The organism is Micrococcus sp. iso_26, assembly GCF_056172975.1.
Window position 1 is genome coordinate 2,390,528 of the sequence record NZ_CM149652.1, and the last position, 22,390, is coordinate 2,412,917.

The window sequence follows — 22,390 nt, forward strand, 5'->3', positions numbered from 1 at the left end:
ACGTTCCACCCCGTGTGATCGGCGACACTGGTGGACATGGACTCCTCCGCACCCCTCGACCCGACCCGCGCCGCCCCGCCTGCCGCGGACGCCCCGCCCGCCGACGTCGTCGCCCGCCTGCAGGCGGAGCTGCCCGGCCGCGTGGACGTCTCCGCCGCCGCACTCGAGGCCGCCCGGGCGGACCGCTCGGGGCATCGCTCCCCCGCCGCGCCGCTGGCCGTGGTCCGCGCGCGGACGGTGGAGGACGTGCAGGCCGCGTGCCGGATCGCGCACGGGACCCGCACCCCGCTGGTCACCCGCGGAGCGGGCACGGGGTTGGCCGGCGGCGCCGTCGCGGGGGCGGGCGAGATCGTCCTGGACATGACCGCGATGGACCGGATCCTGGAGGTCTCCCCCGCGGACCGCGTGGCCGTCGTCGAGCCGGGGATCCTCAACGGGGCGCTGAACGCCGCGCTCGCCGAGCACGGGCTGTGGTGGGCCCCGGATCCCGCGTCGAAGGACATCTCCACGGTGGGCGGCAACATCGCGATGAACGCCGGCGGGCTGCTGTGCGCCAAGTACGGCGTCACGCGCGAGGCGGTGCTGGGCCTGGACGTGGTGCTCGCGGACGGCACCCTGCTGCGGCTGGGCCACCGCACCGTCAAGGGGGTGACCGGCTACGACCTGGTCGCGCTGATGATCGGCTCGGAGGGCACGCTCGGCGTGATCGTGGGCGCGACGCTGGCGCTGCGGCCGGCCGTGCGCGGCGTGCCCGTGACGCTCGGCGGGTTCTTCCCGGACGTCGTCGCGGGCGCCGCCGCGGCCGAGGCGATCACCGGGGCCGGTCACGTGCCCGCCCTGATGGAGCTGATGGACGAGGCGACGCTCGCCGCGGTGCGCGCGCACGCGGGGCCCGAGCGCGGGGCCGCCCTGCCCGAATCCGGCGCGTTCCTGCTGGTGCAGGCCGACGGCGCCGGCGCCGAGGCGGACGGGGAGGCCATGGCCGCCCTCATGCGCGCCCACGGCGGGGACGTCACCGTGACCGTGGACCCCGCCGAGGGGGAGGCCCTCATGGCCCTGCGCCGCACCGCGTTCCCCGCGCTCGAGCGCCTCGGCACCCCGCTCGTGGAGGACGTGGCCGTCCCGCGCAGCCGCATGGCCGAGATGTTCGCGCGGATCCGTGAGATCGAGGCACGCACCGGCGTCGCCATCCCCACCACGGCCCACGCCGGGGACGGCAACCTGCACCCGATCCTGCTGTTCGGCGCGGCGGCGCAGGTGGGCGGCGCGGCCGAGGACGCCGCGTCGATCCCGGCGGACGTGTGGGAGGCCGCCGGCGAGCTGTTCCGCGCGGGCCTGGAACTCGGCGGCACGCTCACCGGCGAACACGGCGTGGGCCTGCTCAAGCGCGCGTTCCTGCGAGACGAGCTCGGCGACGCCCAGCACGACCTCCAGCAGCGCATCAAGGCCGTGTTCGACCCGCACGGCATCCTCAACCCAGGAAAGGTGTTCACCCCGTGACGCAGCCGACCACCCCCGAGACCCCCGCCGACGCCGGCACGCCGACCCCGTTCGAGGTCGGGCTGCAGCTGCGCTGGTCCGACGAAGACCGCTACGGCCACGTCAACAACGCCCGCCTGCTCACCCTCGCCGAGGAGGCGCGCGTGCGCGCCCTGGCCGCGTGGGCCACGACGACGGCGTCCCCGGACGTCCAGCGCGTCGTGCGGTCCATGGAGGTCCAGTACGAGGCGCCCGTGGTCTACGCCGGGCCCGAGGTGACGGCGCGGGTGTGGATCCTGCGGATCGGCCGGACGTCCTTCACGCTGCGCCACGAGCTGTGGCAGGACGGGCGGCGCTGCGTGCTGTGCGACGCCGTGTTCGTGCAGGTGGACCCGGCGGCCGGGCGGCCCGTGGCCGTCTCCGACGAGGAGCGCGCCGCCTTCGAGCGCGTGCTGATCCCCGCCGAGGACTGACGGGCCGCCGTCGGGCCTGTGGACGGCCTGCCGTCTCGCAGGATCCCGCCGTAGGCTCTGAGGCCATGGAGCAGGACCCTTCCCCGGACGCGCCCGCGCCCTCGGCGGACGTCGAGGCGCTGCGCGGCACCCCCGTGTCCGAGTTGACGCAGCTCACCCCCGCGGCGTCAGGGGCGCTGGAGCGGCTGCGCCGAGACGTCGAGCGCTTCGACCTCGAGTACCGCTCGGCCCTGCTCCAGGTGGAGGCGCGGCTCGAGGTGCTGCGGGACGAGTTCACGCACCTGCACGACTACAACCCCATCGAGCACATCGTCACGCGGGTGAAGTCGCCGGAGTCGATCCTGCGCAAGGCCTCCGCCCGCGGGCTGTCCCTGGACCTGGACGCGCTGCGCACCAACGTCACGGACATCGCCGGGGCGCGCGTGATCGTCAGCTTCGCCCGGGACGTGTACCGCGTGTTCCGCCAGTTCACGCAGCAGCCGGACATCCGGGTGCTCGAGGTGGAGGACTACATCTCCCGGCCCAAGCCCTCGGGCTACCGCAGCCTGCACTGCCTCGTGCAGGTGCCGATCCACCTGTCCACCGGCACGATCCCGGTGACCGTGGAGATGCAGTTCCGCACGAGCGCCATGGACTTCTGGGCCACGCTCGAGCACAAGATCAACTACAAGTTCGACGGCGGCGTGCCCCCGGACATCGCGACCGAGCTCGTGGCCGCCGCCCGCGTGGCCGCGGATCTGGACACCCGCATGGAGCGGCTGCATGACCAGGTGCAGGAGACCGACAGGGACGACGACGCCGCCGCGGCCTGGGAGGACGACGGCGGTCCCGCCTTCGAGGACGAGCCGGCGGCGGGGCCGGATGGCGCGGGTCCGGGTGAGGCGCGGCCGGGTGACGACGCGCCCGGCGCGTCCACCGTCTGAGCCCCTCCGTCCACACCCGGCGGGCCGCGTGCACAGGGTTCTCCACAGAGTTGTCCACAGGTGTGGATGAGTCACACGCGTGTGATCCACCGAAGCAGCGCGGGGCGTGGCCGCAGACCGGGGAGGACATGCTGACGGAACGGGGCGGGGCGACTCCCGGTAGCCTGAGCCGATGCCCTCCACCGCCGTGCCGCCGCGCGACTCCGGCGCCGCCTCCACCCTGCCCGCCCGCACCGGGCACCGCGGGGTGTCGATCCTGCGCACCGCCGCCCTCGTCCTCGTGGTGGCGGCGTTCGTGTGGCTGGCACTCACCGTGCGCCTGCCCGGTGTGGACGAGCTGCGCGCCCAACTGGACGGCTTCGGCTGGTGGAGCTGGCTGGCGTTCACCGTGCTGTACGCGGCCGTGGCGCTCACCCCCATCCCCGTGACGATCATGGCGGTCACCGCCGGTGTGCTCTTCGGCGCGATCGAGGGGACGGTGCTGTCCGTCGTCGGAGCCCTGCTGGGCTCGCTCGGGGCGTACGGCATCGCGCGCGCGGTCGGGCGCGAGGTGGCCCTGCGCTGGCTCGGCCGCCACGCCGAGACCGTGGAGCGGCGGCTCGAGGACACCGGGTTCCTCGCCCTGCTGACCCTGCGCGTCGCCCCGGGGCTGCCGTACTGGCCCGTGAACTACGGGGCGGGCGCGCTCGCCGTGCCGCTGGGGATCTTCGCCGGCTCCACCGCGGTCGGCGTGATCCCCGGGCAGCTCTCCCTCGTGGCGATGGGGGCGTTCGCGGTGCGCCCGGGCGTCGTGAACGGCGTGCTGCTCGGGGTGGGCTGGCTCGCCGTGGGCGGTCTGACCCTGTGGGCGGTGCGGCGCTGGCGACGGGCAGCCCGGGCCGCGGAGGGGCCGGCGGGCTCGGAGGGGCCGGAAAGCCCGCGGAGTGGTCAGGACACGCCGTCTCCGCGTGCGCGACGCGGCGTGTCGTGACCACTCTGCGCCGGACGTCAGCCGAGGGTTGTGTACCGCACGCCGAACTTGCTGCTGACCTGCAGGAACACGAGCACGTCCGTGCCGCGCGCGTAGGCGGGCATGCCGTACCAGGTGCGGGGTTCGAGCTCCGGGGCCGCCTCCGTGACGATCCGGTGCACCCCCACCGCCATGGCGCGGTCCTGCTCGGGCATCTCCTCGATCTTCACCAGCAGGTCCTGCAGGGCGTCGGCCTTCTTCCTGCCGCCGCGCTGGGCGCGCAGCTCCTGCGCGCGCTCGGCGATCGCGGCCTGCTCCGCGGCGCTGAAACCGGTGGACTCGCTCACGGTGCCTCCTGGGGTGCGGGGACGGGTCCTGCCCTGGTCTCAGCCCCGACGGCCCAGGCGACCGAGCAGGCGGGTCTGCCGGTCGGCGTCGTCGGCCACGGGGACGGGCTCGCCCAGGATGCCGGGCGTGTAGGCGGCGTCGCCGAACAGTTCCAGCGACTCCTCCACGCAGTCGATCTCCGCGTCCGTGAACCGCGCGTCCACGCCCTGCGAGCGGGCCAGGTCCCAACGGTGCACGATCACGTCGAACGCGTGGAAGCGGATCAACGCCTCACCCACGGGCATCTCCCCGAGCGCGGTCTTCATGGGCCGCAGGATGAACTCCTCGTCACCGGCGAGGGCGGACATGGCGGCGGCGTGCTTGGCCCACTGGGTGGCCATCTGCTGGCGGGAGCCGTCGAAGAGGGGCACCTCACGGCCCTGGCGGGCGGCGAAGTCGCGCTGGCCGGCGATCACGTGGTCCAGCAGGTCCAGCGCGTCCCAGCCCTCGCACGGGGTGGCGGCGTCCCAGTCCCGCACCTCCCGGACGACGGCGGTGAACGGCTCGGCGGCCGCGTTCCAGCGGGCCTCGACCTCGGTGGCGGGGATGGACATGGTGCTCTCCTCAGGGTCGCGGGGTTCTCGGGGCCGCGGCGGGCGACGACGGCGCCGGGCTCGGCTTCTTCGGGCCGCGGATGGACTCGGGGCGGGCCGGGTCCAGGACGGACCGGGGGTCGAAGAACTCCTCCAGCACGGGCCGCTCGCCCGAGACGGCCGCGGCGAGGCTGATGCCGTCCACGTTGATGCGCGAGCCGCGGTAGTAGCCGGGCTCGAGCTGGCCCCACGCCTTGGAGGTGCCGTCCACGAGGAAGAAGGAGCGGTAGCCGAGCTCGCGGAAGTAGCGGTACCGCTCGTTGTCCTCCGTGTACGTGCCGGGGCCGGTGACGTCCGCGCCGAACGGGTAGATGAGCATGTCCGTGGGGCCGAGGATCGGCTCGACCTCCTCGTGCCAGTGCCCCATGTCGAACTCGAGCTCCTCCATGGTCAGCTTCGGCACCGTCCGGTGGCCCCACGTGTGGGAGGCGAACTCCCAGCCGCTGTCCTTGAGCGCGTCGGCGACCTCGGTGGCGGCCGCGACGTCGGCGTCGAACGTGGGGCTGTCCCCGAACTCGCGGGCCGAGGTGCGGTAGCCGAACACGCCGTCGTAGCCGGTCATGGCCAGCACGCCGCGGGCGCCGTTGAGGCTGAAGTCCGGGTGCTCGGCGAGGAAGTCGTCCAGGCGCGGGACGACGTCGAACGCCCCGACGTGCGTGGTGCCCTCGGCGTCCGTGTACTCGTTGCGGACGCGGCCGTCCTCGGCCACGATCAGGCGGTCCGCGAAGCCGTCGCCGTCCATGTAGAGGTAGTACGAGCAGTCGTCCAGGGAGAGGATCAGCGGGGTCCGGCCCTCGGGGACCATGAGGGTCTTCGGGCGCACGACGTCGTCCTCCCCCACCTCGTACAGCTCGTGCGGGGAGACCAGCACGTAACCGCGCTCGTAGACCTGCCGGATGACGGCGTCGAACTCGTCCACCGTGACCATGAAGTCCAGATAGCCGCCGGCCTTGTCGTCGCCGTCGAAGGCGCGGGCCGGGTCCACCACGAGGGAGTGGAAGAACAGGTGCGGAACCCGGGCCACGTCCGACCAGGCCACCGGTTCGCCGGCGGGCGGCGGACCAGCGGGGGCGGCGGAGGTGGGCGCGGACGAGGTCGGCACGGACGACGACGCCGCGTCCTCCCCGTCCTGCCCGCAGGCGGCCAGCAGTCCCGATCCGAGCAGGGCGGAACCGGCCAGGAGCATCTGTCGGCGGGTCGGCTGCGGCACGGGCGGGGGCATCGGGCACCTTTCTCCGGGGGCACCCATCATCCCAAGGCCGCCCGGCCCGGGACCACCCCTGCCGGGCGGGCGGGCGGAGGTGGGAACCGGCCGGGCATGGGAGGCCGGCCGGCGGCGGGGCTCGATCCGCCGTAGACGGCCCAGAGTGGTCACGCGGACGACCCGAGCTCGGCGCGGACCGTGTTCGACCGCTTCGTGTTCAGCAACCACATCCGCAGCTTCAGCGTCGACTGAGCCCCGGCTGGGAGGCGCCTTCGACGCGCGCCGACGCACGCGCCCCTCGCGCCGTGCCGCGTGCCACACTGGCGAGCGTGACCCGACGTCCGGATGCACCGCCCCCGGCCGACCCGCGCACGCGTGCGGCCCTGCGCGCCGTGCTCACGGTCCTGGCCGTGATGGCGGTGCTGTTCGCCGCCGTCGTGCTGACGCTGGCCTACGGACCCGCCCGCTGAACCCGCCCTTCCCCGATCCAGGAGCAGCCATGTCCCCCGCGGACCCCACCGCCGACGTCGCGGCCCGACCGACCGGCCCCGCCGCGGTGGCCGAAGCCTTCGCGGCCGCCTGGAACGCCGCCGACGCCGACGCGCTCGCCGAGCTGTTCGCCGAGGACGCGGACTTCGTGAACGTGGTGGGCGTGTGGTGGAGGCGGCGTCGGCAGATCCGGGTGAACCACGCGCTCGGCTTCCGCTGGATGTTCCCGCACTCGCGGCTCGAGCTCGGGCGCGTGCGGGTGCGGGAGCTCGGGGACGTGGCAGTGGTGCACGCGCCGTGGACCATGACGGGGCAGACCGCGCCCGACGGCGACGAGGCCGGCGAGCGCACCGGCGTCCTGTTGCTCGTGGTGCGCCGCACCGAGACCGGGGCGTGGGAGGCGGTGGCCGGGCAGAACACGGATTCCGTGCCCGGGGCCCAGACCCACCTGGCCGACGACGAGGGGCTCGCCGCGGTGCACTATCACCCGTCCGCGTGGTTCGACCCCGACGAGGACCCGGACGGCCCGGAGGCCTGCTGAGCGGCGACCGGCTCACGCCACCGTCAGCAGCCGCACCCAGTCGTCCTCGACCCGCTCCCCGCCGACCACGAACTGCCGCGCCCCGACCGTCTCGAAGCCGAGGCGCTCGTAGAACCGGTTGGCCCGTGCGTTCTGCGCGTTCGTGCCGAGCCACACGTGCCGGAACCCCAGCCGCCGCAGCCGCTCGACGCCGTCGTGCACGAGGGCCTCGGCCAGCCCGGTGCCGCGCCCCTCGGCGAGCACGTACAGCTTCGAGAGGTGGCCGGCCGGCACGTCGCCGAGCCGCTCCGTGACGGGTGCCTCGGGGGCCGCGGCGGTCTCGTACATGGCGTAGCCGAGCAGGGTCTCCGGGGCGTCGGCCGCGGCGCCCACGAGCACGATCCGCTCCGGGTCCGCGATCCACGCGGCCACGGCGGCCTCACTCAGGTGCAACGCGATGTGCGCCTCCACCGCGGCACGCGGCAGCGAGGCCGGGGAGGCGTCCGGGAAGGTGGCCGCGGCGATCGCGGCGATCGCGGGCGCGTCCTCGGGGCGGGCCGGACGGACGACGGCGGCGCGGGGTGCGGAAGTCATCCCCGCTCAGGCCTGCAGCGCGGGGTGCAGGTCCTTCATGCGGAACCGACGCCGGCGCCGCACCACGAGCACGTCCAGGGCGAGCGCCGCCGCCCCGATGCCCATCAGCACGACCACCGGCACCCAGAAGCGCTGGTCCGGACCGCCGGAGATCGCGTTGCGGAACGCCTCGATGGAGTAGCTCATCGGCATGAACGGGTGCAGCGCCTGGAAGAAGCCGGGCAGCACCTCGGCCGGGTAGGTGCCGCCGGTGGAGGCCAGCTGCAGGACCAGCAGGACCAGCAGCAGCGCCGAACCGGGGGTGCCGAGCGCCGTCTGCATCAGGTGCGCGATGAGGGAGAACACCACGGCCACGAGCACCGTCAGGGCCACGGCCCGCACCGGGTGCACGGGGGCCAGGCCCAGCGGCAGCGTGGCGGCCAGCATGAGCAGGCCGCCGCCCACGGCCACGATGCCCACGGGCAGCCACGCGGCCAGCGCGATCGCCACCGGGTTGCGGCGCCCGGCCAGCAGCCGCCCGCTGATGGGCCGCATGATGTTGAACGCGGCGATGCCGAACACCCACAGCGCGATGGAGAAGAACATCGGCGCCATGCCGCGGCCGTAGACCTCCGCGGAGTTGTCCACCTGCATCACGGCCTCCACCGGCCGGGACATCACCAGGGCGGCCTCGTCCCGCTCGTCCTCGGTCAGGGCGGGGACGCGGTCGACGCCGTCGGAGAGCCCGGAGGCGAGCTCGTGGGCGCCGTCGTCGAGGGTGCCGAGGCCGGCGCGCAGCTCCCCGGCGCCGTCCTGGAGCTGGGCCAGGCCGCCGTCGAGCTCGGTGGCGCCGGACTCCAGCTGCCCCGCACCGTCCTGCAGGGTCAGCGCCCCGTCGTGGAGCGCGGCGTTGCCCTCGGCGAGGGTGGTCGCCCCGTCCGTCAGCTCGCCGAGGCCGGACTGCAGCTCCCCGGCGCCGTCCTGGAGCTGGGCCAGGCCGCCGTCGAGCTCGGTCGCGCCGGAGCCCAGCTGCTCGAGGCCGTCCGCGAACTTCCCGGCGCCGTCGGCGAGGGAGTCGGCCCCGTCCTTCGCCTCACCGATCCCGCCCTGCAGCTTCTCCGCGCCCGCGGCCACGGCGTGGGCGCCGTCGTTGAGGTCCGTCAGATCCGCCTTGGCGGAGGCGGCGACGTCGTCCTCGACGAAGCCCTGGACGCGCTCGTTGGCGGCCGCGGAGGTCGCGGCGGCCTCCTCGGCGCGGCCGGCGACGGCGGTCACCCGCTCGTCCGCGCCGGTGAGCGCCTCCTGGAGCGCGGCGTACTGCTCGGACTCGGCGAGCGTCGGGTCCTCTTCGGCGAGCTCGGCCAGGGCGGCCTGCGCGTCGGCGATGCGGGCGCCCGCGCCGTCCTCGGCCGTGCCGGCCACCTCGGCGACCCGCTGGACGTCCTCGTCCACCGCGGCGACGTCGGCGGCCACCGCGTCCTGCCGCTCGATCACCTGGTCCAGGCCGGGGATCACCGTGTCGTAGAGCTGCTGGGTGCCGTCGGCCACCTGCGTGGCGCCGTCGGTGAGCTCGGCCGATCCGGTCTGCAGTTGGGCCAGCCCGTCGGAGAGGTCCGTGGCGCCCTGACGCAGGGCGGGGGCGTTCTCGGCGAGCTGCCCGGCTCCGTCGGCGAGGGCCTGGGATCCCTCGCGCGCCTGGTCGAGCCCGTCGGCCAGGCGGCCGGCCCCGTCCTGCGCGGATGCGGCGCCCTCGGCGAGTCGCTGGGCGCCGTCGTCGGCCTGGGCGGCGCCGTCCGCGAGGTCACCCGCACCCGTGGCGAGCTGGCCCGCGCCCTCGGCCAGCTTGCCCGAGCCGTCGTGGGCCTGGACGATCCCGTCCTCCAGCTGGCTCGCGCCGTCCTCCGCGGAGGCCGTGCCGTCGGCCAGCTGCGCGGCGCCGTCGGCGGCGTCCACCATGCCCGACCGCAGCTCGCCGAGGCTGGAGAAGACGGCCTCGAAGTACGCCTCGATCGCGGACCGGTTCACGGCGGCCTCGACCTTGGCCTGGCTCGCGTTCGTGACGGAGCCGATCACGAAGCCGTTGGCGTCGTCTCGGCGCAGGGTGATCTGCGCCTGCCGCGGTGTCCCGCCGCCCTCGGGGCTGACGAGGTCACGACTGAGCTCGGCGGGGATCTCCAGGACGAGGTAGTACCGGCCCTCCCGCAGTCCCTCCTCGGCCTCCTCGCGCGTGGTCTCGCGCCAGTCGAAGGCGCGGTCGTCCTTGAGGCGTTCGGTCATGTCCGCGCCGGTGCGCAGCGTGGTGTCGCCGCGCTGGACGGGTTCGTCCTCGTTGACGATCGCCACCGGCAGACGGTCCATGGCCCCGTAGGGGTCCCAGTTCGCGGACAGGTAGAGGGCGCCGTAGATGGCGGGGACGAGGAAGATGAACAGCAGGGCGAGCAGGGGCAGGCCACGGCGGAAGCGTCGCAGCTCGTAGCGGAACAGCATCAGTTCTCCCGGACGGGGGGCAGGGTGAGGACGACGGCGTCGCGCGGCACGGGCGCGGAGGCCACGGCGCTCACCGCGAACGGGTGGCCGTGGTCCTTGAGGACGTCCAGGGCCGCGTGGAGCGCGACCAGCTGATCGAGGGTCAGGGTGGCGTCCACGTCGTCGAAGGTGACGAGGCGGGCCGGGCGCAGGCAGGCGACGACGGCGGCCAGCAGCGCGCGATCGGGCGCGGACAGCTCCCCGACGACGGCCTCCGGCGCCACGGTCAGCCTCACCGCGTCGGCGAGGAGGGCGAAGCGTGCGCGGCCGGCGCGGCGGCGCACGCCGTCGGTGAGACAGCGCTCGTCCACGACCTCGGCCGCGGTCAGCGCCGGCTCGAGCTCCACCACGTCGGTGGTGTGGGCGACGGCGGTGCGGGCGCGCAGGGCGTGCGGGTGGCGCGCGGCGTCGATCGGGGGCCGGTACGCGCGGGCGGCGGGCCGCTCCGGCCCGTCCAGTGCGACGTCCACGGGGCCGCCGGTGAGCACGAGCTCGCCCCGCACGCCCTGCAGGCGCCCCGTGAGGGCGAGCAGCAGGGCCGAGCGGCCCGAGCCCTGGGTTCCGAGCACGGCCAGGTGGGTCTGCGGGGGCAGCACGAGGTCGAGGGAGCCGAACACCGGCCCGCGACTGCCGCGCAGGGTCAGACCGCGCGCCACGAGGGTGGCGGGCGGGAGGTCGTCGAGGTGCGCCGGGTCGGGGGCGGGCCCGGGGCCATGGTGATCGGCGTCGGTGGGAGTGGAAGACATGGGCCCTCTTTGCCGAGTCGAGGCGGATTCAATACCATCGGTATTCAATACCATCGGCATCGAGAGGGCAACATGGCGACCCGACCCCGCCGCGAGGATGTCCGCGCGGCCATCCTCGACCACGCGGCTCGGGTGTTCGGACGGGAGGGTTACGCGCGCTCCTCCCTCGCCCGCATCGCGGCGGAGGCCGGCTACACGAAGGGCGCCGTCTATTCCGGTTTCGCGGGGAAGCCGGACCTCTTCGCCGCCGCCTGCACCGTCCAGTTCGAGCGGGCGACCACCCGAGCCATGGACGGCGTCGCCGACGCCCTGGACGACCCCGACCTGCCGCGCGAGGACCTGGTGGCCCGCGTGGCGGAGGCCCTGGCCGACGTCGTGCTCGAGACCACGGGCTCCTGGCCCCTGCTCCTCCACGAGTTCCAGGCCGTGGGCCTGCGCGAGCCCGCCGTGGGGAGAGCCTACCGGACGCTGACCGTCCGGCGGCGGGACTTCCTGGCCGGCCTGCTGCGCGAGCACCGCGTGCTGGCCGACGTCCCGGACGAGCAGGTCACACACACTGCGGCCATGCTCCTGATGCTCGTGCACACGCTGTCGGTCGAGCGGCACCTGGCCCCGGAGGACCTGACGGTGGACGACGTGCGGGACACGCTGGCCGCGGCCGTGCGCTCCCTCCTGCCCTGACGCCTGCGCGCCGGCCCCGCCTCAGCCCAGGGTGCCGGCCACACCGCGCACCAGCGCCAGCGTGCCCCCGACGCCGGCCAGGCAGATCGCGAGGACGCGCGCCTTCGCGGGGTCCACCCGGCGGGCCACCACCGAACCGGGCAGGACACCCAGCGGGCCGCCCACCACCACGGCGACCCACACCGGCCACGGCACGTGCAGCCCCGCGGGCACGGCCGCGCCGAACAGCGACTTGGTGACCAGCGAGGTGAGATTGGCCAGCAGGAACACGGGCTGGAGGGTGGCCGCCCACGAGCGCTGGTCCCACCGGCTCGCCACCGCGTAGACCGCGAGCGCCGGCCCGGCGATGCCCGCGGTGGTGTTCATGAACCCGGCGACGGCGCCGGAGGCGAACACGGCCCCGTCCCCCTGGGCGGTGAAGCGCTGCTGCAGGCCCAGGACGGCGGCCACGGCCACCAGCACGGAGGACCCCAGGAGGATCTCGAGTGCGTGGGCGTCCAGGACCCGCACGGCCCACGCCCCCGCGAACGAGCCGGTCACGAGCAACGGCGCGAGGCGGACGAAGCGCGGCCAGTCCACATGCCGGTGCAGCATCGCGAACAGCAGCACCGCGGACACCGAGGCGGCCACGTTGGACAGCGTCACCCCCGCCACCGGGCCCAGGAGCAGGGACAGCGTGGGTGCGGCGATCATGCCCACACCCATTCCGCTCACCCGCTGGAGCGTGCCGCCCAGGGTGATCGCGGCCAGCGCGACGACGGCCGGCAGCCACACCAGGGAGGGGTCCATGCGGGCAGTATGCCGGAGCCGGGGGTGCCCGTCGGCCCTGGCGCCCGCCCGTGACGGGTGCGCATGCTGGCCGTATGGCCCAGCACAGCTCCACCCCGTACCCGCTCGTGATCGTGGGCAGCGGCCCCGCCGGCGCCAGCGCCGCCCGCGCCTACCTCGACGCCGGGGGACCCGGCCCCGTCCTCATGCTCACCTCGGACGTGGACCACCCCTATGAGCGTCCGCCGCTGTCCAAGGAGCTGCTGCGCGGCATGGCGGCCCCCGAGGGCACGCCGATCGCCGGGGAGGAGCTGCCGGACGGCGTCGAGCTGCGCCGCGGCACCACCGTCACCGGCGCGGACCTCGCCGCGCGGACGCTGCGGGTCGGCGAGGAGCCGGTCCGCTTCGAGCGCCTGATCCTCGCCCTCGGCGCGCACCCGAAGCCCCTGCCCGTCGCGGACGACGACGCCGAGGTGCACCTGCTGCGCTCTCTCGACCACGCCCGCCGCCTGGTGGCCTCCGCCGGGCACGCGCGCTCCGCCGTCGTGATCGGCTCGGGGTTCATCGGCTGCGAGGCGGCCGCCTCCCTGGCCCTGCGCGGGGTGGCCACCACGCTGGTCACCCCGGACGAGGTGCCGCAGCAGAAGCGGCTCGGCCGCGAGGCGGGCGATCGGATCGCGCAGTGGCTGATCGGCGCCGGCGTCGAGCTGCGCACCGGCGTGCGGGTGGGGCAGGTGCGCGCCCCGCGCACCGTCCACCTCGACGACGGCGCCACGCTCGCCCCGGACCTGATCCTCGCCGCGGTGGGGGTCGAGCCGGGGGGCGGGTGGCTCGAGGACTCCGAGCTGACCATGCACGAGGGGCGGATCGTGGCGGACGAGCACCTGGCGGCGGCGCCGGGCGTGTGGGTGGCCGGGGACGTGGCCCGCGCCCACCACGCCGTGGCCGGCCGGCCGATCCCCGTGGAGCACTGGGGCGACGCCCTCGGCATGGGCGAGGTCGCCGGGCACAACGCGGCCCGCACCGAGGTCGGCGTGCCGGGCGGCGCCGGCCAGGCCTCCGTGCTGGCCCACGCGGCGACGGCGGACCCGGAGTCCCTGCGGCGGTGGGAGGCCGTGCCCGGGTTCTGGAGCACCATCGGCGAGCACACGCTCAAGCACGCCGCGTGGGGCGACGGCCACGAGCAGGCCCGCATGGTGGAGCGCACCGGCGGGTTCACTCTCTGGTACACGGACGCGCAGGACCGCGTGGTGGGCGTGCTGACCTACAACGCGGACGAGGACTACGAGCGCGGGCGGGAGCTGGTGGCGGGCCGGGATGCCGTGGGCGAAGGCCGGGGCCGTCCCGACCCTGCATGACAGACTGAGGGGATGACCACCCCGACCCCCGGCGCCGGCTCCCCGGGCAGCGGTGTGGCCGGGGGCGTGCTGGCCGCAGTGGGGGCGCTGGCCCTGATCGCGTCCGTCCTGGCGCTGGTCCTCGCGTTCGGTCCGGCCGGCCGGGACGACGCCGGCGCGGGCGCCGAGCGGCGGCGCTGGAACGGCGGCTTCACCCCCGCCCCGCCCACGGTGAACACGCAGGGGTACGCCGAGCCCGTGCAGGGCCGCGTGACCTCCCGCTTCGGGCCCCGCCCCAACCCGTTCGGCGAGGGCGTGGTGCCCTCGGGGGTGTCCGAGGAGGCCCTGACCCGCCACGACGGCGTGGACCTCGGCGGGGTGCCGGAGGGCACGCCCTTCCACTCGGTGTCCGACGGCCGAGTCCTATTCGTGGAGGCCGGCGGGGACGCGGGCGGCAACCTGCTCGCCGTGGACGCCGGGGACGGCCACGTGTGGCGCTACCTGCACGCCGCCCCGGACTCCACCGTGGTGGACGCGGGCCAGCGCGTCTCCGCCGGGGACCACCTGGCCGGCGTCGGGCAGACCGGCGCCGCCACCGGCGTGCACCTGCACCTGGAGCTGCGCGTGGACGGCGAGCCGGTGGACCCGGAGGCCTACCTGGCCGAGCGGGGCGTGGAGCTCGGCGGCTCCTACCCGGAGCGGCGCCGCGGCCTCAGCCGGTGACCGGGCCGCCGCCGTCGTCCACGGACCCGGCCCAGCGGACCTCCCCGTCCACGACCTCGTCCGTCGGCGCCAGGCCGATCGCCTGGGCGACCCGCTGGGAGGCCGTGTGCTCGGGGTGGACATCCGCCACGAGGCGCCGCACCCCCCGGTCCCGCAGCTCGCCCTTGAGGAGGCCGGCGGCCTCCTTCGCCAGCCCGCGGCCCTGCCACGGCGTGCCGATCAGCCAGGCGATCTGCGTGGGTCCCCCGTCCACGGGGATGGTGGCCTGGACGTAGCCGACCGGCCGGCCCTCCGGCTCCAGCACCACGATCCAGTTGGCCCAGTCCTCCGCGCCGTCCTCGGAGCGACCGCGCGCGAGGATCGCGTACCGCTGCCGCAGCTCCTCCTCGCCCGGCGGCGTCCCGCCGGTGTACGTGTACAGGTCCGGGTCGGCGAGGACCGCGGCCATGGCCTCGGCGTCATCCACCCGCAACGGGCGCAGGGAGAGGGAATGCGGCATGGGCACAGTCGACCAGCCCGGCCCCGCGCAGACAAGAGGCGGGGCGCATCCGCCCGCCGCTAGCCTGGGCGCATGCCGCCCGCCCCCACCGCCCGTCTGCGCTTCCGCGAGATGGCCGACGCCGACCTCGACCACCTGGCCGGCCTCCTCGCCGATCCCGTGGTGATGCGCTTCTACCCCGCCCCGCGCACGCGCGCGGAGGCGGCGGCGTGGATCGCGGGCAACCGGCGCCGGTACGCGCAGGACGGGCACGGGCTGTGGATCATCGAGACCCACGACGACGGCGGGCCCGGCTTCGTGGGCGACTGCGGCCTGACGTGGCAGGAGGTCAACGGGGAGCCTCGCCTGGAGGTCGGCTACCACGTGCGGGCCGACCTGTGGGGGCGCGGCTACGCCACCGAAGCGGCCGCCGCCTGCCGGGACCACGCCCGGGACGTGCTGGGGCACCACGAGCTCGTGGCGATCATCCACCCGGAGAACACGGCCTCGCGCCGGGTGGCCGAGCGGATCGGGATGACCGTGGTGGGCGAGGACCGCACCGGGGCGCCCGAGGCCCGCGCGGCTCTGGGGCTCGAGGCGCGCACCGTGCTGGGGATGAGGCTCCGGCCGGGCGCGTGAGGCGCGGCCCGGCCGGACGTCTCAGCCCCGGTCGCTCACTTGGCGTGGCGGGCGAGCAGCTCGCGGGCGGCGTCCAGGCCGCCGGCCTCGACGTCGTAGGAGCCGGTGGACGCGTGGTGGGCCTCGACCGCGTCCGTGATCCGGTAGTGGTCCGGGTTGCCGGGCGGGTCGGAGGTCTCCAGCACGTGGATCAGGTAGGTCTCGCCGGCGGCCAGGGCCTGGCGGTCGTCGCGCTCGTGATGGGTCATGACGTCCTCTCGGGTCGGCGCCCGGCGGGTCTGTCCCACCGGGGCGTGCGCACCAGGGTGGCGCATCGACGGCGGCGGGGCACAGTCCTGCCCGCCCGCGGGCCGGATCCGGTCAGTAGGCGGGTCAGAGTCCGCTCAGGCCCCGACGTAGGAGCTGACGACGCTCCGCAGTGCCTCGGCGGATTCGTAGATGTCCTCCAAGTTCTCGAGGTCGGCCCGCGTCCTGTTCTTGTCCGCATCGAACAGCACCAGATATTTCACCTTCCCGTCGAAGTGAAGGCGCGCGATCGGCTTCCGATTGTTGTCGTCCAGGATGACGCTGCAGTACGAGGCTGCGTCGCGCATGTAGACGCGGTTCATCGGCACGATTCCGGCGAGAATCGCCTTGATGATGCGGAAACCCTCGATCTCCTCTTCGGTCGTCACCACGCCCGGCTTGAGCTGGCCCTCCTGACCGTTCTCCTCGTCGGACAGGACCGTCTGATCGCCGGTGGCCACGGGCTCAGCGGGAGCCGCCAGTACCGGAGCGACCTGGTCGCCCAGGGCAGTCTTCAGCCGCGCGTTGACGCGATCGTTGATGTACTGGCGCGCAGCCTCCTCGGTGAGCCGGGTGAAGGTCTCCACCGCCTTGGCGTTCATGTACCCGGAGTACACGCGCTTGGCGAGGACCTTCACCAACTCATCGCTCGGCGCAGCCATCTCGGCAGAAATCTCGCGCTTGATGGCCGATACGTACTTCAGCTCCTCGGCTGCGGCGATGACCGAGTCGAGATCGAAGGATCCCTTCGCCAGCTGCTCGAGCTTCGGCACGGTGACCGGGTCGATGTCCAGAAGATCGAGGACGAGGAACGGACGCTCGTCGAGGATGTTGGCCTTGTCGAGGTCCGTGTAGAAGTTCCACACCCGCCCGTTGGTGAGCACGCCGATCCGCGCTTCACTGGTGTGGAAGTAGCGCACCAGCTGGCTCGCGTGCGCCAGGGACAGCTCCGAGCCGACCTTCTTGGCCTCCACGAGGATGTTGACCTTCCCCTCCCGCATGATGGCGTAGTCGATCTTCTCCCCCTTCTTCAGGCCCAGATCTGCGACGAACTCCGGGACGACCTCCTGGGGATCGAACACGTCGTAGCCCAACACCTGCGAGATGAATGGCATGACGAGCGCGTTCTTCGTCGCCTCTTCCGTGTCCAGGGAGCTTGCGTAGTCGCGGGCTCGCCGAGCCACTTGCGCAAGCTTGTCCTCGAATTCAGTCATGCCGTTTCACCCATCCGTGAGTAGGAGCCGGACAGCCGGGAATCCGGCAGCCTCGCACGTCAGCGCCCGAAGGCCCGCCGCAGCTGTGTCGAAATATAACCCAGCTCACAAACACGCTACGGGGACCCTCGCAGGCGCTCCGTGGCCGGACCGCGGGATCGCCCGGAACGCGAGGCGGCCACGACGCGTCGCCTCTCACAGGAAGGAGACGGGGCGTCGTGGCCGCGTTCCGCGGGGGGCCGCCCTGTCAGGCGACGCCCGGCCGGCTCAGCGGTTGCCGGGGTGCTGCGGGTCGGCCGGGATGCCGCGGCTCAGGGGCTCCACGGGCGGGCCGCTCGTCTCCGGGGTCACGGGCGAGCCGGTGCGGGAGCCGCCGACCTCCGGGGTGTCCGGCACCTGATCGCCGGAGGGCTGGGCGCCGGAGCGCAGCGCCTCGAGCCGCGTCTCGAGGACCTGCACCACGGGCAGGCGGTCGCCGTGGGCGCGCTCGTAGGCGAGCAGCTGCTCCACCTGCGACTCGTCGAGGCCGGTGATCCGGGTCGGCAGCGTGCCGTTGGGGATGTGGTCGTAGTCCGGCAGGGGGAGCTCGTCGCGGTTCGGGGCGTTCGTCATGGCACTGTCCCTCTTCTCTCGTCGGGGTCCCTCGTCGGGATGCGTGGTCCACCCACGCTAGTGAAGGCCCCCGTCAGACGGCACCCCCTGCCGCCCCGCTCACCCGACCCCGTCCCGCCGCGCCCGCAGCACGATCTCCAGGTCGAACCGCGCGTCGGGGTCCTCGAGGGCCTCCCCGAACAGCTCGCGCAGCCGGCCCACCCGGTACCCCACGGTCTGGGGGTGCACGCCGAGCTCCGCGGCGATCGGCGCCCGCTGGCCCCAGTGCGTGAGCCAGGCGAGCAGGGTCTCCTCCAGCACCGCCCGCTTCGCCTCGCTCACCTCGTCCAGGGGCGCCAGCACGCGTTCGGCCAGCTGCGTCACGACGCGCGGCTCGGCCCCCAGCACCACGCGCGCCAGGTGGTCCGCGGCGAGGATCGGGGACGGGGCGCCGTCGTCGTCCTCCCCCTGCGCGGGCTCCGCCGTCCGGCCCGCCGCCTCCTGGACGGCCAGCGTGCGGGCCACCCGGTAGGAGTGGGGCACGAGCGGCCAGTCCACGGCCGGCCCGACGACGGCGGCCGTCCCCGCCAGCAGGCGCAGCATGCGCTCGCGGCGGCCCTGGGAGGGCGTCGCGTCGATCACGGCGACCACCTCCGAGTCCCGCTCCACCACGAGCCCGGCCCGGCCCAGCCTCTCCCGGACGGCGACGCCGGCGTCCGCGGGCAGCACCACCACCGCCAGCCGGCGCGGCAGCCGCCAGTCCGCGAGCGCGGCCAGCCGTTGCACCTCCTTCTCCTCGGTCCCGCCCCGGACCAGGGCGGTGGCGAGGGCGGCGCGGTGCAGCTCGAGCACGCCCGCCTGGGCGGACTGCGCCTCCGCGTACGCCTGGGCGCTGACGGAGGAGAGCTCGTCGATGTACGCCCAGATGGACTCGCCCAGCTCGATCACCACGGACATCTCCAGGCCCAGGCGCGCGCACTCGGCGGAGAGCTCGCGGAACACGATCCGCGCGGAGGTGCGGTACGCGCCGAGCAGGGCGTCCATGGAGCGCCCCTCGCGGAACTCGCCGGCCCCCAGGCGGGCCATGAGGACGCGGGACTCGCTGTTCAGGGCCGGGCGGGTGGTGCCGGGCAGGCTCATCAGCTGCTCGAGGGCGGTGGTCACGCCGGCGGTGAGGTTCTTGCCGTAGTGGCCGTCGCGCGCCGCCGCGTAGGCGGGGATCTGGTCCGGGACCGTCTCGATGATGCGCTCCATGATCCCGGGGATCGCCGGGGCCAGGCGCTCCGCGAGGTCGTCGGGGAGGGACTGCCAGGGCGGGCGCCAGTCGGGGGCGGGGGTGGTCTGCGTCACACTCAATCTTGTCTCCTCGCGATGAAGTGATGGCCCAGATCGTACGCTGAAGACGAAGAACTGCGGCATGCCGAGCCATAGACTGGAGCCATGGTCGGCCCGTCTCTGTTCTCCCGTCTGGCGTCGACGCTCCTGCACCCGCTCACGCCGCAGGATGTCCTCGGCCTGCTCGACCCCGTGCACTCCTCCCGCCAACTGCGCGGGGTGGTCACCTCCGTCACCCGCGCGACGCCCGGCGCCGCCACCATCGCGTTCCGCCCCGGACCGGGTTGGCGGGCCCACGACGCCGGCCAGTGGGCACGCGTCGGCGTCGACGTGGACGGGGTGCGGCAGTGGCGCTCCTACTCGCTCTCCGCACCCGCGGGCGCGGACCCGGAGATCACGGTGTCCGACATCGGCCTCGTCTCCGGCACGCTCGTGCGCCGCACGAAGCCCGGCGACGTCCTCTTCCTCGACATCCCCGAGGGCGACTTCACCCTGCCGGATGAGCCGCGCCCGCTGCTCATGCTCACCGCCGGCTCGGGCCTGACCCCGGTGATGTCCATGATCCGCACGCTCGTGCCGGCGCGCCGGGATGCCGACGTCGTGCTCATCCACTCCTCCCGCACCCCCGAGGACGCCCTGTTCCGCGAGGAGCTCGCCGAGCTGGCCGACCAGTTCCCGGGCCTGCGCGTGGTGCACCGCCACACCGCGGACGAGGGCCGCCTGGACCTGTCCTCCCCCGCCGAGCTCGAGGACCTGTGCCCCGACTGGCGCGACCGGGCCGCCTACGCGTGCGGGCCGTCCGGGTTCCTCGACGACGCCGAGGCCCTGTGGCGGCGCGAGGCGGCCGCAGACCTCACCATCGAACGGTTCCAGGCCGACTTCGCCCCGGGCGTGGCGGGGGCCGGCGGCCGCGTGGTGTTCGAGCACGCCGACGTCGAAGTGGACGCTCCCGGCGACGTGCCGCTGCTCGTGGTGGCCGAGGAGGCCGGCGTCGCCGCGCCCGCCGGCTGCCGCATGGGCATCTGCCACGCGTGCCTCACGCCGCTGCGCTCGGGCCAGGTCACGGACCTGCGGACCGGGCAGGTGCACGGCGAGCCCGGCGAGCTGGTCCAGACCTGCGTGAGCGCCGCCGCCGGCCCGCTGAGCCTCGACCTCTGAACCTGACGCCCGGCCCGCGACCCGGGCCTCCCCGACCATCCCCCGCCTCCCGTCCCCAGGAGCACCGCATGACCCAGACCCCCACCACCCCCAGCCGCACCGGCGCCACCGCCCCGGACGATCTGGCCCTGGCCATCCCCGGCACCACCGTGCGCGGCCGCGCCGCCCGGGTCCTGCCACAGGACCGCCCCGACACCACGAGCTGGGCTCCGCACACCCCCGAGTCCCGCCCCACCACCGCCACCGCGACGCCGGGGCTGCCGGGCGTCGTCGGGAGCCCGGCTGTGCGCCCGCCCGGCGCCGCCCACCTGACGGACGCGCAGGTGGCCGAGCTGGGCCGGGAGCTGGACGCGATCCGCGACGACGTGCTCTCCCGCCGCGGCGCCTCCGATGCGGCCTACATCCGCCGCGTCATCCGCTGGCAGCGCCGGCTCGAGCTCGGCGGCCGCGCCCTCCTGCTCAACGCACGCCACCCCGCCGCGTTCGTGGCGGGAACAGCCATGCTCACGGTCGCGAAGATCGTGGAGAACATGGAGATCGGGCACAACGTGCTCCACGGCCAGTGGGACTGGATGCGCGACCCGGACATCCACTCCACCACGTGGGAGTGGGACTTCGTGACGCCGTCGCGGGCCTGGCAGAACACCCACAACGACCTGCACCACCGCTGGACCAACGTCGTCGGCAAGGACCGGGACGTGGGCTACAACGTGCTGCGCATGGACGAGTCCGAGCCGTGGCAGCCGCGGCACCTGCTCAACCCCGTGATCAACGCGGGGCTGGCCCCGATCTTCGAGTGGGGCATCGCCCTCTACGACCTCGAGCTGGACCGCGTGCAGAGCGGGGAGAAGTCCCGCGAGGAGCTGATGACGGATCTGCGCTCCGTGGGCGTCAAGGCGGCCCGGCAGTTCGCGAAGGACTACGTGGCCACGCCAGCCGTCGCCGAGGTGCTGACCGGCTCGGGCAAGGCCACGCTCGCGGGCACGCTGCTGGCCAACGGCCTGCGCAACATCTGGGCGCACTCGGTCATCTTCTGCGGGCACTTCCCGGAGGGGGCGGAGACGTTCTCCGAGGAGATGGTGGACGGTGAGACCCGCGGCGACTGGTACGTGCGGCAGATGATCGGCTCCGCGAACATCTCCGGTTCGAAGCTGATGCACTTCATGACCGGCAACCTCTCCCACCAGGTGGAGCACCACCTGTTCCCGGACCTGCCGTCCAGCCGGTACGCCGAGGTGGCGCCCCAGGTCCGTGAGATCTGCGCCCGCTACGGCCTGCCGTACACGACCGGCCCGCTGCTGCGGCAGGTGGGCTCCGCGTGGAAGAAGGTGTTCCGGCTGGCGCTGCCGTGAGGCGGGAGGGGCGGGCGCCCCTCCCACCGCCGCCCTCGGCTCAGCCCTTCACGCCGCCGGCCGTGAGGCCGGAGACGATGTACCGCTGCAGGAACAGGAACAGCGCCATCACGGGCAGGGCTGCCAGCACGGCGCCGGCCGCGAACACACCCCAGTTCTCGGAGCGGGTCTCCGAGACGTAGCCGTAGAGGCCCACCGCGAGCGTCTGCGCGGACGGGTCCGTGAGCACCACGGAGGCGATCACGAACTCCGAGACCGTGGTGATGAAGGACAGCAGGGCCACCACCGCGAGGATGGGGGTCACCAGGCGCAGGATGATCGAGAAGAAGATCCGCGCGTGCGAGGCGCCGTCGAGCTTGGCAGCCTCGTCCAGCGACGGCGGGATGGTGTTGAAGAACCCGTACATCAGGTACGTGTTCACCCCGAGCGCGCCGCCCAGGTACACGAGGATGAGGCCGAGCTGCGAGCCGATGCCCAGGACGGGCACCAGGTTGCCGATGTAGGTCAGCAGCAGGAAGATCGCCACCACCGCGAGCAGCTGCGGGAACATCTGCACCAGCAGCAGCGTCAGCAGCCCCACGCGGCGGCCCGTGAACCGCATCCGGGAGAACGCGTAGGCGGCCAGGGCGCCGAGGAACACCGTCATCACGGACGTGATGACGCCGATCACCATCGTGTTGAGGAACCAGCGGCCGAAGGGCCGGTTCGGGTCGCTGAACAGGTCCACGTAGTTCTGCCCGCTGAACGAGGAGAACAGCCGGTTCGAGCTCGCCATCGTGCCAGTCGGGTCGAGCGACGCGGACAGCACGTACAGCAGCGGGAACAGTGCGAACGCGCTGGCCAGCACGCCCACCGCGTGACGCCAGCCCAGCTCCCGCATCCAGCGGCCGAACGAGCGGCGGCGTCGTGGCGGGGCCGGGTCCTCCTCCCAGCGCAGCGGGTCCGTCTCCTGCTGCGCCAGGGCGGC

General features: G+C 74.2%; 25 protein-coding genes. 12 read left to right on the plus strand and 13 right to left on the minus strand.

Going from position 1 to position 22,390, the window contains the following annotated elements:
- Positions 1–36: 36 nt before the first annotated feature.
- From AC0VX0_RS11120 to AC0VX0_RS11135, 4 genes are all read left to right on the plus strand, one after another.
- Entirely contained in the window at positions 37–1,500 is a 1,464-nt protein-coding gene (locus tag AC0VX0_RS11120) for an FAD-binding oxidoreductase (protein ID WP_239074307.1), read from the plus strand.
- Complete coding sequence (locus tag AC0VX0_RS11125) at positions 1,497–1,952, plus strand: acyl-CoA thioesterase (RefSeq protein ID WP_060974353.1); 456 nt, start codon at positions 1,497–1,499, stop codon at positions 1,950–1,952. The genes AC0VX0_RS11120 and AC0VX0_RS11125 overlap by 4 nt, the downstream gene beginning before the upstream one ends.
- Positions 1,953–2,017: 65 nt before the next feature.
- Positions 2,018–2,875 (plus strand): GTP pyrophosphokinase, encoded by an 858-nt coding sequence (locus tag AC0VX0_RS11130; RefSeq protein ID WP_119217684.1) that lies wholly within the window; start codon positions 2,018–2,020, stop codon positions 2,873–2,875.
- A gap of 172 nt (positions 2,876–3,047) precedes the next feature.
- A complete protein-coding gene (locus AC0VX0_RS11135; RefSeq protein WP_216886137.1) occupies positions 3,048–3,845 on the plus strand; it encodes a TVP38/TMEM64 family protein in 798 nt (265 codons plus the stop codon).
- Positions 3,846–3,862: 17 nt separating this feature from the next.
- Here AC0VX0_RS11135 and AC0VX0_RS11140 read toward each other — a convergent pair whose 3' ends face one another.
- From AC0VX0_RS11140 to AC0VX0_RS11150, 3 genes are read right to left on the minus strand one after another with little or no spacing between them, the layout of a single operon-like run.
- Complete coding sequence (locus AC0VX0_RS11140; protein ID WP_036314546.1) at positions 3,863–4,171, minus strand: hypothetical protein; 309 nt, start codon at positions 4,169–4,171, stop codon at positions 3,863–3,865.
- A 39-nt stretch (positions 4,172–4,210) separates the two neighbouring features.
- Positions 4,211–4,765: a TIGR03086 family metal-binding protein gene (locus AC0VX0_RS11145; RefSeq protein WP_020624721.1), complete on the minus strand. Its 555-nt coding sequence runs from the start codon at positions 4,763–4,765 to the stop codon at positions 4,211–4,213.
- Positions 4,766–4,775: 10 nt separating this feature from the next.
- Positions 4,776–6,026, minus strand: a complete 1,251-nt coding sequence (locus tag AC0VX0_RS11150) for a polysaccharide deacetylase family protein (RefSeq protein WP_020624720.1) — start codon at positions 6,024–6,026, stop codon at positions 4,776–4,778.
- A 311-nt stretch (positions 6,027–6,337) separates the two neighbouring features.
- Here AC0VX0_RS11150 and AC0VX0_RS11155 point away from each other — a divergent pair, with 311 nt between their 5' ends.
- On the plus strand, positions 6,338–6,478 hold the full coding sequence (locus tag AC0VX0_RS11155) for a hypothetical protein (RefSeq protein WP_017488522.1): 141 nt from the start codon (positions 6,338–6,340) through the stop codon (positions 6,476–6,478).
- Between the two features lie 29 nt (positions 6,479–6,507).
- The gene (locus tag AC0VX0_RS11160; protein ID WP_020624719.1) at positions 6,508–7,038 is read left to right on the plus strand and encodes an SgcJ/EcaC family oxidoreductase; all 531 of its coding nucleotides are present in this window, start codon (positions 6,508–6,510) and stop codon (positions 7,036–7,038) included.
- A gap of 12 nt (positions 7,039–7,050) precedes the next feature.
- On the opposite strand, the gene AC0VX0_RS11165 is transcribed toward AC0VX0_RS11160, so the two are convergent.
- The 3 genes from AC0VX0_RS11165 to AC0VX0_RS11175 are packed head-to-tail and all read right to left on the minus strand — an operon-like array spanning position 7,051 to position 10,862.
- Entirely contained in the window at positions 7,051–7,611 is a 561-nt protein-coding gene (locus AC0VX0_RS11165) for a GNAT family N-acetyltransferase (RefSeq protein WP_020624718.1), read from the minus strand.
- A gap of 6 nt (positions 7,612–7,617) precedes the next feature.
- Entirely contained in the window at positions 7,618–10,077 is a 2,460-nt protein-coding gene (locus AC0VX0_RS11170; protein ID WP_020624717.1) for a YhgE/Pip family protein, read from the minus strand.
- Positions 10,077–10,862: an ATP-binding cassette domain-containing protein gene (locus AC0VX0_RS11175; protein WP_043279211.1), complete on the minus strand. Its 786-nt coding sequence runs from the start codon at positions 10,860–10,862 to the stop codon at positions 10,077–10,079. The genes AC0VX0_RS11170 and AC0VX0_RS11175 overlap by 1 nt, the downstream gene beginning before the upstream one ends.
- A 72-nt stretch (positions 10,863–10,934) precedes the next feature.
- Here AC0VX0_RS11175 and AC0VX0_RS11180 point away from each other — a divergent pair, with 72 nt between their 5' ends.
- A complete protein-coding gene (locus tag AC0VX0_RS11180; protein ID WP_020624715.1) occupies positions 10,935–11,543 on the plus strand; it encodes a TetR/AcrR family transcriptional regulator in 609 nt (202 codons plus the stop codon).
- Positions 11,544–11,564: 21 nt separating this feature from the next.
- Here the strand turns inward: AC0VX0_RS11180 and AC0VX0_RS11185 are convergent, their stop codons facing one another.
- Positions 11,565–12,332 (minus strand): sulfite exporter TauE/SafE family protein, encoded by a 768-nt coding sequence (locus AC0VX0_RS11185; protein ID WP_020624714.1) that lies wholly within the window; start codon positions 12,330–12,332, stop codon positions 11,565–11,567.
- A gap of 74 nt (positions 12,333–12,406) precedes the next feature.
- Between AC0VX0_RS11185 and AC0VX0_RS11190 the strand changes: the two genes are divergently transcribed.
- Positions 12,407–13,669, plus strand: a complete 1,263-nt coding sequence (locus tag AC0VX0_RS11190) for an NAD(P)/FAD-dependent oxidoreductase (RefSeq protein WP_020624713.1) — start codon at positions 12,407–12,409, stop codon at positions 13,667–13,669.
- Between the two features lie 12 nt (positions 13,670–13,681).
- Positions 13,682–14,371: a M23 family metallopeptidase gene (locus AC0VX0_RS11195; protein WP_144820119.1), complete on the plus strand. Its 690-nt coding sequence runs from the start codon at positions 13,682–13,684 to the stop codon at positions 14,369–14,371.
- Here the strand turns inward: AC0VX0_RS11195 and AC0VX0_RS11200 are convergent.
- A complete protein-coding gene (locus tag AC0VX0_RS11200) occupies positions 14,361–14,870 on the minus strand; it encodes a GNAT family N-acetyltransferase (protein ID WP_044659331.1) in 510 nt (169 codons plus the stop codon). The genes AC0VX0_RS11195 and AC0VX0_RS11200 overlap by 11 nt on opposite strands.
- Before the next feature lie 72 nt (positions 14,871–14,942).
- Here AC0VX0_RS11200 and AC0VX0_RS11205 point away from each other — a divergent pair, with 72 nt between their 5' ends.
- The gene (locus tag AC0VX0_RS11205; protein WP_020624710.1) at positions 14,943–15,488 is read left to right on the plus strand and encodes a GNAT family N-acetyltransferase; all 546 of its coding nucleotides are present in this window, start codon (positions 14,943–14,945) and stop codon (positions 15,486–15,488) included.
- A 35-nt stretch (positions 15,489–15,523) separates the two neighbouring features.
- On the opposite strand, the gene AC0VX0_RS11210 is transcribed toward AC0VX0_RS11205, so the two are convergent.
- The 4 genes from AC0VX0_RS11210 to AC0VX0_RS11225 form a co-directional block, all read right to left on the minus strand.
- Positions 15,524–15,736: a hypothetical protein gene (locus AC0VX0_RS11210; RefSeq protein WP_010079881.1), complete on the minus strand. Its 213-nt coding sequence runs from the start codon at positions 15,734–15,736 to the stop codon at positions 15,524–15,526.
- A gap of 135 nt (positions 15,737–15,871) precedes the next feature.
- Complete coding sequence (locus tag AC0VX0_RS11215) at positions 15,872–16,987, minus strand: type I restriction endonuclease (RefSeq protein ID WP_036314529.1); 1,116 nt, start codon at positions 16,985–16,987, stop codon at positions 15,872–15,874.
- A gap of 267 nt (positions 16,988–17,254) precedes the next feature.
- Complete coding sequence (locus tag AC0VX0_RS11220) at positions 17,255–17,599, minus strand: DUF8129 domain-containing protein (RefSeq protein WP_010079880.1); 345 nt, start codon at positions 17,597–17,599, stop codon at positions 17,255–17,257.
- A gap of 99 nt (positions 17,600–17,698) precedes the next feature.
- Positions 17,699–18,928 carry a PucR family transcriptional regulator gene (locus AC0VX0_RS11225; protein ID WP_020624876.1) on the minus strand — a complete coding sequence of 410 codons (1,230 nt, stop codon included), beginning with the start codon at positions 18,926–18,928 and terminating at the stop codon, positions 17,699–17,701.
- A 90-nt stretch (positions 18,929–19,018) separates the two neighbouring features.
- On the opposite strand from AC0VX0_RS11225, the gene AC0VX0_RS11230 reads away from it, so the two are divergent.
- Positions 19,019–20,071 (plus strand): ferredoxin reductase, encoded by a 1,053-nt coding sequence (locus AC0VX0_RS11230; RefSeq protein WP_357013131.1) that lies wholly within the window; start codon positions 19,019–19,021, stop codon positions 20,069–20,071.
- A gap of 68 nt (positions 20,072–20,139) precedes the next feature.
- Positions 20,140–21,423, plus strand: a complete 1,284-nt coding sequence (locus AC0VX0_RS11235; RefSeq protein ID WP_119217678.1) for a fatty acid desaturase family protein — start codon at positions 20,140–20,142, stop codon at positions 21,421–21,423.
- A gap of 40 nt (positions 21,424–21,463) precedes the next feature.
- Here the strand turns inward: AC0VX0_RS11235 and AC0VX0_RS11240 are convergent, their stop codons facing one another.
- On the minus strand, positions 21,464–22,384 hold the full coding sequence (locus AC0VX0_RS11240; protein WP_041104154.1) for a sugar ABC transporter permease: 921 nt from the start codon (positions 22,382–22,384) through the stop codon (positions 21,464–21,466).
- Between the last annotated feature and the right edge of the window lie 6 nt (positions 22,385–22,390).

Coding starts and splice junctions, on each gene's coding strand:
- AC0VX0_RS11210 (WP_010079881.1), bottom strand. CDS start 15,736: ATGACCCATCACGAGCGCGACGACCGCCAGGCCCTGGCCGCCGGCGAG.
- AC0VX0_RS11205 (WP_020624710.1), top strand. CDS start 14,943: ATGCCGCCCGCCCCCACCGCCCGTCTGCGCTTCCGCGAGATGGCCGAC.
- AC0VX0_RS11235 (WP_119217678.1), top strand. CDS start 20,140: ATGACCCAGACCCCCACCACCCCCAGCCGCACCGGCGCCACCGCCCCG.
- AC0VX0_RS11175 (WP_043279211.1), bottom strand. CDS start 10,862: ATGTCTTCCACTCCCACCGACGCCGATCACCATGGCCCCGGGCCCGCC.
- AC0VX0_RS11170 (WP_020624717.1), bottom strand. CDS start 10,077: ATGCTGTTCCGCTACGAGCTGCGACGCTTCCGCCGTGGCCTGCCCCTG.
- AC0VX0_RS11220 (WP_010079880.1), bottom strand. CDS start 17,599: ATGACGAACGCCCCGAACCGCGACGAGCTCCCCCTGCCGGACTACGAC.
- AC0VX0_RS11160 (WP_020624719.1), top strand. CDS start 6,508: ATGTCCCCCGCGGACCCCACCGCCGACGTCGCGGCCCGACCGACCGGC.
- AC0VX0_RS11145 (WP_020624721.1), bottom strand. CDS start 4,765: ATGTCCATCCCCGCCACCGAGGTCGAGGCCCGCTGGAACGCGGCCGCC.
- AC0VX0_RS11180 (WP_020624715.1), top strand. CDS start 10,935: ATGGCGACCCGACCCCGCCGCGAGGATGTCCGCGCGGCCATCCTCGAC.
- AC0VX0_RS11150 (WP_020624720.1), bottom strand. CDS start 6,026: ATGCCCCCGCCCGTGCCGCAGCCGACCCGCCGACAGATGCTCCTGGCC.
- AC0VX0_RS11185 (WP_020624714.1), bottom strand. CDS start 12,332: ATGGACCCCTCCCTGGTGTGGCTGCCGGCCGTCGTCGCGCTGGCCGCG.
- AC0VX0_RS11190 (WP_020624713.1), top strand. CDS start 12,407: ATGGCCCAGCACAGCTCCACCCCGTACCCGCTCGTGATCGTGGGCAGC.
- AC0VX0_RS11195 (WP_144820119.1), top strand. CDS start 13,682: ATGACCACCCCGACCCCCGGCGCCGGCTCCCCGGGCAGCGGTGTGGCC.
- AC0VX0_RS11200 (WP_044659331.1), bottom strand. CDS start 14,870: ATGCCGCATTCCCTCTCCCTGCGCCCGTTGCGGGTGGATGACGCCGAG.
- AC0VX0_RS11215 (WP_036314529.1), bottom strand. CDS start 16,987: ATGACTGAATTCGAGGACAAGCTTGCGCAAGTGGCTCGGCGAGCCCGC.
- AC0VX0_RS11120 (WP_239074307.1), top strand. CDS start 37: ATGGACTCCTCCGCACCCCTCGACCCGACCCGCGCCGCCCCGCCTGCC.
- AC0VX0_RS11230 (WP_357013131.1), top strand. CDS start 19,019: ATGGTCGGCCCGTCTCTGTTCTCCCGTCTGGCGTCGACGCTCCTGCAC.
- AC0VX0_RS11165 (WP_020624718.1), bottom strand. CDS start 7,611: ATGACTTCCGCACCCCGCGCCGCCGTCGTCCGTCCGGCCCGCCCCGAG.
- AC0VX0_RS11135 (WP_216886137.1), top strand. CDS start 3,048: ATGCCCTCCACCGCCGTGCCGCCGCGCGACTCCGGCGCCGCCTCCACC.
- AC0VX0_RS11130 (WP_119217684.1), top strand. CDS start 2,018: ATGGAGCAGGACCCTTCCCCGGACGCGCCCGCGCCCTCGGCGGACGTC.